We start from the raw sequence: 7527 nt of genomic DNA, 5'->3' as shown, positions 1-7527 counted from the left end.
GGCCGGCCACCGGGCCGAGCCCCGGGACGCCGCCCCGGCCGGACTGCCGCGGTTGGGCAGACTCTGGTGGGTGGTGGTGGCCGCGGCGCTCCTGCGCGGGGCCTACCACCTCTACCAGGCTTCGGTCCAGGCCTGGGGAACGCGCTCATGGGCGTGGTCTTCGGCGCCGTCTACCTGCGGTACGGTCGCGTGATGCCACTGGTGATCGCCCACTTCCTGCTGGATGCGGTGGCGTTTCTGGCCTTCCCCCTGGTGCTGCGCCTGACCGGGGTGTCCGCACTCATCGGCGGGTGACTTCGGCCAGCACCTCGATCGGACCGATGATCTGCTGGAAGGACTCGTCGTAGACGTCGTCGGGCAGCATGTAGGGGTCCACGACGTCATCGTCCGGCCCCGGGCGTCCGCATCCTGGCGCGCCCGGTCCAGCAGGGCACGACGGCGGCGATCCGGTCCCGCTGCGTGGCCCCCTCCCCCACGACGTCGCGCAGCTGCGCGCGGACGGCCTCCCGTCCGAGGTGCTCCGCCAGCCGACCGACCTCCCGGATGGTGAAGGCCCGCGCCCGCGCCCCCGGAACCTCGGCCGTGACGTCCTCCAGGTGCTCTCGGGTGGCGGTGAGGATGAGGTCGGCCTCCTCCACCATCGCGGCGGTGACCTGCCTGGCGGTGAAGTCGTCGGCGTCGGCACCGTAGTCCGCGACCCGCTGCTTCATCGGCGGCTGCATGTCCTCGCCGTCGTGGGCGTAGGTGCCGCCCGAGTGCACACGCAGACCCTCCTGGGCGGCGTCGGCGAACACGTGGGCGAACAGCCGTTCCATGGCGGGTGAGCGGCAGATGTTGCCGGTGCAGACGGTCAGCACGGTGAAGTCCTGGGTCATGGTCCTCTCCTGCGAGGTCTCACGGGTCGGTCCTGCACAGGATCCTCTCACAGGGCCAGGGTCGCGTCGCAGCAGCGCAGGGTGGAGGCCGCATACGCGTCCCCGAAGATCACCCAATGCCCCAGCAGGTAGAACAGCTGATGGACCGGCACACGTTCCTCCCACCCCGGCGCGAGAGGCCACTGGGCCTGATAGCCCGCCACCACGGCGTCCAGGTGGGGCAGGCCGAACAGCTGCATCATCGCCAGATCCGATTCCCGGTGGCCGGCGTGGGCGAAGGGATCGATGAGCACGCCCTCGACGTCGGCGTCGCGGCCCGGTGAGCCTGCGGCGGCGGGCTCCTCCGGGGAGACGCGCCTCCACAGCAGGTTCCCGGACCAGAGGTCACCATGGAGGCGCGACGGCGGCTCCACAGGGTCCGTGGCCTGGCCAGTTCCGCGTGCGCCGCCTGCGTCACCGGTGCCACCGGTGCCACCGGTGCCACATGTCCCGCCGCCGTCGAGGTCGCCGGAGGCGATGCGGTCCCGGGCGGCGCGCAGCACCGGCGGGACCGCCGTCAGGCGCTCCAGCAACGGGTCCAGTCGCTCAGCGGCGAGGAAGGAGCCCCAACTGGGATGAGTCCCCGAGCCCATGGGGAGCAGCTGGCCGGCCGGGCCGAACAGGGGCGGCTCCCCGGGCGGGTGCCCCGGGGGCAGAGCGCCGAAGGCCGTGCCGGCAGGTAGGCTCCGGTGGGTGCGGGCCAGGGCTGCGCCGAAGGCCGCAGCTGACATCCGATCGGGCCGAGCCTCCACGACGGTCTCCACAGTGAGCGCGTCATCGTCGACGTCGAGCACGCGGACCACGGCGGCTCCCCCGTCCGGCACAGCTTCAGCCAGCCAGCGCAGCCCCGCGGCCTCGATCCGCGGAGCCGCCGTCGTCCTGCTGGTCTTGCGAACGCTCATCGTGCCCACCCGAGGAGCTCCGCTGCGCACTCATGCTCCGTGCTCACGCTCGACACTCACCCTCCGTGCTCCCGGACCGGGCGCAGCGCGTCCGGGGCGGGGAAGGGCAGGGTGTGCTCCCGAGGCCGAGCGCCCACCACGGAGGCCGCCCCCATCGCATCCTCGGCCACGCGAATACGGTCCGGACTGACTTCCACGATCCGGACGCGGACCTCTTCTCCGGCAGGCAGCCTCAGCAGCCAGGGATCCGCCAGGAAGGACAGGCCTCTCCCGTCCAGCGCCTCCTCAGCCTGGAGCCAGTCGACCTGTTCGGTGATCGGCCTGCCCAGGATGTCCACGGCGACGAAGCCGTCCCCGGTCATACGGATCCAACCCACCCGCTCACCGTCGTTCCGATGATGGTCGATCCAGTTCTCGTCCATGGCGCCACTCTACTCACAGCCTTCGACACCGTCGCCGGAGGGTGCGGCGATCTCGCCGAGCTCGGCCCTGACGATGTCGAGCACCCACGCGGAGTCGGCCTCCGGCGGCTGATGGAAGAGGTGGAAGGCGAGCCCGTCGATCAACGCGTGGAGCCGCTGCGCCGTGACCACTGCTGCCGGAGACCCGGGCTCTGAGGTCAGCATCTCGACGATGCGCCCACAGAGCCCGGCCAGCCGCTGGTGCGCCTCGCCCCGGACCCGATGAAGCTCCGGCACCGCGGCGCGTTCGGCCAGGAGGGCGAGGTTGACCTCGAACTCGCCCGGGTGTCCGGCGTGAGCGGAAGGACCTCTCTGATGAGGGCGAGGGCACGCGCCTCCGGGGCATGGGAGGCCGCCTCCGCGTAGGTGGCATGGAGACGATCCGTGGCGCGCTGCACCATGAGCTCGGCGGAGAACTGCACGAGCTCAGCTCGGCTCGGGAACACATGCCGGAGCGAGCCGACGGCGACGCCGGCCCGCTCCGCGACAGTGCGTACAGAGACCGCGGAGATGCCCTGGTCGAGGATCACCTGCCACACCGCCTCCGCGAGCTGGTTCTTGCGCGCATCACGATCCATGGTCCGAGGCATGGACACACAGTAGCACGACCGTGCTACACTCGCGGCGTCGTCTTTAGCACGACTGTGCTAGAACCACTGGGCACCCTGTGCCCGCCCTGCACCACGCCACTGCGACACACCCACCGACCCCTCGGGAGCACTCCATGGCAGACCCCCATCCGGCCACTCGGGCGCGTGGCGCTCTCCTTCGCACAGGCGGCGCCACCGCGGCGGCCCTCGCCCTGCTGACCCTGTCGGCCTGCACCACGGACGCCTCTGAGGCCGACCCGGAGTCCAAGACCTTCGACTACGACGGCGACGCCCTCTCCATCGAGACCCATGAGGTCGCCACCCACGTCGTCGCCGCCGATCGGGACGACATCCTGGTCACCCGCTGGTTCGCGAAGACGGCAGGCTTCGAGAAGCTCGTCTGGACCCTGGACGGCGACACCCTGGAGATCGACGCCGGCTGCCACGGCATCGCCGTCTGCGACGCCCGCTTCGACGTCGAGGTGCCCCACGGCATCGACGTCGAAGTCGACGGCGAGCCCATCGACCTCGCATCCCGCTGAGCCTCTCGACAGGCCCCACAGCGGCACACCCCGATCACCCCTTCACGGAACAGGAGACCCTTCCATGCGCATCCTCATGGAGATCATCGGCATCATTCTGCTCATCAACGGCATCGGCGGCCTGTGGAACGACGACTTCGGCCTCCTGGGCCGCTTCGCCGACGGTGCCGCACTCACCGCGCTCCAGGGAGCCGCCGTCCTGGCCGGCGCAGCGCTGACGGGAGAAAGCCTCTGGGGGCGCCGGTCAGCGAAGGCGAGGCGGAAGTCGCCCGAGTCCTCCGACGACTGGACCGACGACATCCTCGACGAACTGCTGTGACCGGCGATCGGCAGGAACCTCACCCATGAGGCACTCCAGACATGAGGCGCCCCAGACATGAGGAGGCCCGGGCGGTCTGCGCATCCCCTCGATACGCAGACCGCCCGGGCTCCCCGGCTCAGTCCGTCACATGCTCAGTCCGTCACCGACTCAGTCGCGGCGCTTCTCGAACGATGTGCCGTACGGCTTGTCCTGCAGAAACTCCAGGATGGCCATCTCGCGGGTGTCCGAGGGCAGCTCGTTCGGGTCCTCGAAGAGGCGTCCGGCGGCCCGGTCCGCGAGGTACTGCTTCATCTCCTCCTTGACCTTCGGCGCCAGGATCACGCAGCCGACGACGTTGATGAAGATGCACAGGAACAGGGCCGAGTCGGCGAAGTCGATGATGTTGCCGAAGGACACCATGCAGCCGATCACGATCATCACGCAGATGATGGAGCGGAAGATGGTGTCTTTGGTCTTCGACATGCCCACCAGGTAGCGCCAGGCCTGGATCCCGTAGTAGCTCCAGGTGATCAGGGTGGAGAACGCGAAGAGCGCCACGCAGATCGCCAGGACCACCGAGAATCCAGGCAGGAAGGTCTCGAAGGAGGCGGCCGTCAGACCCACTGGGTTGTCGTGGCCGACCCCGATGGCCTCCTCGTAGTCGGCGGGCCAGGCGAAGATGATCACCAGTGCGGTCATGGTGCAGACCACCACAGTGTCGATGAACGGCTCCAGGACGGCGTTGAAGCCTCCGAGACCGGGCGGCGGGTCTTCACCGCGGAGTGGGCGATCGGGGCCGAGCCGATGCCCGCCTCGTTGGAGAATGCCGCACGCTGCACACCGATGATGATCACGCCGATGACACCACCGGTGATGCCCTCTGCGGTGAAGGCCCCGGAGATGATCGCGCCGAACGCGTCACCGATGTTGGTGATGTTCACCGCGATGACGATCAGGCAGGCCAGCACGTAGATGCCGGCCATCGTGGGCACGATCTTCGCCGTGGCGGAGCCGATCCGGCGGATGCCGCCGATGATGACCAGAGCCACCAGCCCCGCGAAGATCAGGCCGAAGATGAACGCCGAGGTGTCCGTGCCCAGGAAAGCGAACGCGGAGGTGCCGGTCATCTCGTCGAGCGTGCTGCCGGCGGACTCGATGGCCCCGTACGTCTGGTTGGCCTGGAACATGCCGCCGCCGATGATGCCGAACAGCATGATCGAGATCGCGAAGACGCCGGTGATGATGAGCACCGGCAGCCTGCCGAGCTTCCGGAACGCCACCGGCAGGTACTTGAACGGCCCGCCGTGGACGATGCCGTTCTCATCGATGTGGCGATACTTGACCCCCAAGGTGCACTCCACGAACTTGGTGCACATGCCGAACAGGCCGGCCAGGATCATCCAGAACGTGGCGCCGGGGCCACCCAGGGAGACCGCAGCGGCGACACCGGCGATGTTGCCGAGCCCCACGGTGCCGGAGACCGCAGCCGTCAGGGCCTGGAAGTGGGTGACCTCGCCAGGATCATCCTCGGTGGTCCATTTGCCGCGCACGATCTCAAAGGTCACCGGAGCGGTCCGGAACTGCACGAAGCCGAAATAGATGGTGAACCCGATGGCCGCGACGATGGCCCAGAGGACCACCAGCGGGCCGTCCCAGAGCGTGGTGCCCTCCGGGAACGGGGCACCGAGTGGAATCTCCACGTTGGTGCCGAAGATGAGATTGACGAAGAAGCCGGTGATCTCACCGAACCATTCGTCAATGGTGTCTGCGACGCCCTGCAGGCCGTTGCCGGTCTCTTCGACCTCGGCCATCGCCAAGACGTGTCCTCCTCTGGACATGTGTCGTCCCCCATCTGCATGTCGAGTGATGCTGATCACAACGATTGTGTGCCCTGAGAGTACTACCCGGTACGCACAACAATCTATATGCGAGATGTTTCAGGAGCTTTTCCGTACGCAATTCTGGTGTACCAGTTGCGTTTCGAAGGATGCATTCTTTGCTGACGCGCGTCTGATCTGGGGCCACAGGGACGACGACGGCCCCGCACCGCACCACAGGGGTGCGGCACGGGGCCGTCTCGGCGTGTCGCCTCAGCTGATCTCGATGACCCGTCCCGGAGACGGAGCCGACTCTTCGGAACCGTACTCCCCCACATATTCAGTGCGGACATCGCGGATGAGGAAGAACAGGAAGACGAAGAGCAGGATGCAGATCACCAGCACCACGGGGTGCAGCCCCCGGCGCGGATCCCGTCCCGGCTGGTCCGAGGCGCCGCCGTCCTGCCCTTCGCCGCTCATCCCTCGATCCCGAGCTTGGCCAGCACGATCTCGCGGACCTTGCCGGCGTCGGCCTGACCGCGGGTCTCCTTCATGACCGGGCCGATGAGCGCGCCGATGGCCTTGAGCTTGCCGCCGGCCACCTTCTCCACCACATCCGGGTTCTCGGCCATGGCCTTCTCGACGGCGGCGGTGAGCGCACCGTCGTCGGAGACCACCTCCAGGCCGCGGGCGGAGACGATCTCCTCCGGCGAGCCCTCGCCGTCGAGATGGTGCTCCAGCACCTGACGGGCGATCTTGTCATTGATCTTGCCGGCATCGATCAGCCCGGCCAGCTCGATGATGGTCGCCGGGGTCACCCCCAGCGCCGCGGGTTCGAGATCGCGAGCGTTGGCCAGACGGGAGATCTCCCCCATCCACCACTTGCGGGCCACCGCCGGAGTGGCTCCGGAGTCCACGGTCTCCTCGATCTCGCTGAGCAGACCGGCGGCGACGACGTCGCGGAACTCCGCGTCCGCATAGCCCCAGGCCTCACGCAGACGGCGGCGACGCTCCGCCGGAGGCTCCGGCAGCTCGGCGCGCAGCTTCTCGATCCACTCCTCCGTGGTGACGATCGGCAGCAGATCCGGCTCGGGGAAGTACCGATAGTCGTCCGCATCGGACTTCGGACGCCCGGAGCTGGTGGTGCGGGTGTCCTCCTTCCAGTGACGCGTCTCCTGGACGATGCTCCCCCCGGCGCTGAGCACCCCGGCGTGACGGCGGATCTCGTAGGTCACCGCGTGCTCCACCGCGCGCAGGGAGTTCACGTTCTTGGTCTCCGAGCGGGTGCCGAACTCGCTGGCGCCCTTGGGCATCAGGGAGACGTTGGCGTCGCAGCGGACGTTGCCCCGCTCCATGCGGGCGTCCGAGATGTCCAACGCCTTGACGATGTCCCGGATGGCCGAGACATAGGCCCGAGCGATCTCCGGGGCCCGCTCGCCGGCCCCGACGATCGGCTTGGTGACGATCTCGATCAGCGGCACCCCTGAGCGGTTGTAGTCCACCAGGGAGTAGTCCGCGCCCTGGATGCGGCCGGAGCCGCCGGCGTGGGTGAGCTTGCCGGCGTCCTCCTCCATGTGGGCGCGCTCGATCTCCACGCGGAAGATCTCACCGTCGTCGAGCTCCACGTCCAGGTGGCCGTCGAAGGCGATCGGCTCGTCGTACTGGGAGGTCTGCCAGTTCTTCGGGGTGTCCGGGTAGAAGTACTGTTTCCGGGCGAAGCGGCAGGTCTCCGCGATCCGGCAGTTCAGTGCGAGGCCGAGCTTGATGGCGTCCTCCACCGCCTGCCGGTTGACCACCGGCAGGGTGCCGGGCAGACCCAGACAGACCGGGTTGACGTTGGTGTTCGGCTCGTCGCCGAAGGCGTTCGGCGCGGAGGAGAACATCTTCGTCTTCGTGTTCAGCTCCACATGGACCTCGAGGCCGAGGACCGGGTCGAAGCGGGCCATCGCCTCCTCGTAGGACAGCGGCGATGCCTCGGTGAGCGTCTCAGTCATAGGTGT

General features: G+C 68.4%; 10 protein-coding genes and 2 pseudogenes. 4 read left to right on the top strand and 8 right to left on the bottom strand.

The genetic code is table 11. The features are described from left to right. Window positions 1-193: pseudogene (locus BCY76_RS07115) on the top strand (hypothetical protein); the annotation flags it as partial. Further along, window positions 148-294: a CPBP family glutamic-type intramembrane protease gene (locus tag BCY76_RS20675; protein ID WP_442935352.1), complete on the top strand. Its 147-nt coding sequence runs from the start codon at window positions 148-150 to the stop codon at window positions 292-294. The pseudogene BCY76_RS07115 and the gene BCY76_RS20675, both read left to right, overlap by 46 nt. A gap of 86 nt (window positions 295-380) precedes the next feature. Here the strand turns inward: BCY76_RS20675 and BCY76_RS07110 are convergent, their stop codons facing one another. Genes BCY76_RS07110 through BCY76_RS18525 form a run of 5 tightly spaced genes read right to left on the bottom strand, consistent with a single transcriptional unit; the run spans window position 381 to window position 2855 of the window. Then, the gene (locus tag BCY76_RS07110; protein ID WP_085437424.1) at window positions 381-875 is read right to left on the bottom strand and encodes an arsenate reductase/protein-tyrosine-phosphatase family protein; all 495 of its coding nucleotides are present in this window, start codon (window positions 873-875) and stop codon (window positions 381-383) included. A gap of 47 nt (window positions 876-922) precedes the next feature. Beyond that, window positions 923-1816: a fructosamine kinase family protein gene (locus BCY76_RS07105; RefSeq protein ID WP_085437431.1), complete on the bottom strand. Its 894-nt coding sequence runs from the start codon at window positions 1814-1816 to the stop codon at window positions 923-925. A 56-nt stretch (window positions 1817-1872) separates the two neighbouring features. After that, window positions 1873-2238 (bottom strand): hypothetical protein, encoded by a 366-nt coding sequence (locus BCY76_RS07100; protein ID WP_070162270.1) that lies wholly within the window; start codon window positions 2236-2238, stop codon window positions 1873-1875. A 9-nt stretch (window positions 2239-2247) separates the two neighbouring features. After that, complete coding sequence (locus BCY76_RS18530; RefSeq protein WP_201791091.1) at window positions 2248-2514, bottom strand: TetR family transcriptional regulator C-terminal domain-containing protein; 267 nt, start codon at window positions 2512-2514, stop codon at window positions 2248-2250. Continuing rightward, complete coding sequence (locus tag BCY76_RS18525; RefSeq protein ID WP_201791090.1) at window positions 2436-2855, bottom strand: TetR/AcrR family transcriptional regulator; 420 nt, start codon at window positions 2853-2855, stop codon at window positions 2436-2438. Before BCY76_RS18525 ends, BCY76_RS18530 begins: the two co-directional genes overlap by 79 nt. 146 nt (window positions 2856-3001) lie before the next feature. Here BCY76_RS18525 and BCY76_RS07090 point away from each other — a divergent pair, with 146 nt between their 5' ends. Both BCY76_RS07090 and BCY76_RS07085 read left to right on the top strand, forming a co-directional pair. After that, entirely contained in the window at window positions 3002-3409 is a 408-nt protein-coding gene (locus BCY76_RS07090; RefSeq protein ID WP_085437423.1) for a hypothetical protein, read from the top strand. Between the two features lie 64 nt (window positions 3410-3473). Further along, window positions 3474-3728: a hypothetical protein gene (locus tag BCY76_RS07085; RefSeq protein ID WP_070162273.1), complete on the top strand. Its 255-nt coding sequence runs from the start codon at window positions 3474-3476 to the stop codon at window positions 3726-3728. 150 nt (window positions 3729-3878) lie between these two features. On the opposite strand, the pseudogene BCY76_RS07080 reads toward BCY76_RS07085, so the two are convergent. The 3 genes and pseudogenes from BCY76_RS07080 to gatB all read right to left on the bottom strand — a co-directional run bounded on the left by BCY76_RS07080 (window position 3879) and on the right by gatB (window position 7521). Further along, window positions 3879-5521, bottom strand: a pseudogene (locus BCY76_RS07080) (alanine/glycine:cation symporter family protein). Between the two features lie 279 nt (window positions 5522-5800). Continuing rightward, window positions 5801-6007, bottom strand: coding sequence for a hypothetical protein (locus tag BCY76_RS07075; RefSeq protein WP_070162278.1), 207 nt, complete (start codon window positions 6005-6007; stop codon window positions 5801-5803). Beyond that, complete coding sequence (gatB, locus tag BCY76_RS07070) at window positions 6004-7521, bottom strand: Asp-tRNA(Asn)/Glu-tRNA(Gln) amidotransferase subunit GatB (protein ID WP_070162279.1); 1518 nt, start codon at window positions 7519-7521, stop codon at window positions 6004-6006. Before gatB ends, BCY76_RS07075 begins: the two co-directional genes overlap by 4 nt. Between the last annotated feature and the right edge of the window lie 6 nt (window positions 7522-7527).

Origin of the sequence: Nesterenkonia sp. PF2B19 (assembly GCF_001758425.2) — a bacterium.
Lineage (GTDB): Bacteria > Actinomycetota > Actinomycetes > Actinomycetales > Micrococcaceae > Nesterenkonia > Nesterenkonia aethiopica.
The sequence above is the reverse complement of the archived record's forward strand: the minus strand, read 5'-3'. Positions and strand labels throughout refer to the sequence as shown.

Coding starts and splice junctions, on each gene's coding strand:
- BCY76_RS20675 (WP_442935352.1), top strand. CDS start 148: ATGGGCGTGGTCTTCGGCGCCGTCTACCTGCGGTACGGTCGCGTGATG.
- BCY76_RS07110 (WP_085437424.1), bottom strand. CDS start 875: ATGACCCAGGACTTCACCGTGCTGACCGTCTGCACCGGCAACATCTGC.
- BCY76_RS07105 (WP_085437431.1), bottom strand. CDS start 1,816: ATGAGCGTTCGCAAGACCAGCAGGACGACGGCGGCTCCGCGGATCGAG.
- BCY76_RS07100 (WP_070162270.1), bottom strand. CDS start 2,238: ATGGACGAGAACTGGATCGACCATCATCGGAACGACGGTGAGCGGGTG.
- BCY76_RS18525 (WP_201791090.1), bottom strand. CDS start 2,855: ATGGATCGTGATGCGCGCAAGAACCAGCTCGCGGAGGCGGTGTGGCAG.
- BCY76_RS07090 (WP_085437423.1), top strand. CDS start 3,002: ATGGCAGACCCCCATCCGGCCACTCGGGCGCGTGGCGCTCTCCTTCGC.
- BCY76_RS07085 (WP_070162273.1), top strand. CDS start 3,474: ATGCGCATCCTCATGGAGATCATCGGCATCATTCTGCTCATCAACGGC.
- BCY76_RS07075 (WP_070162278.1), bottom strand. CDS start 6,007: ATGAGCGGCGAAGGGCAGGACGGCGGCGCCTCGGACCAGCCGGGACGG.
- gatB (WP_070162279.1), bottom strand. CDS start 7,521: ATGACTGAGACGCTCACCGAGGCATCGCCGCTGTCCTACGAGGAGGCG.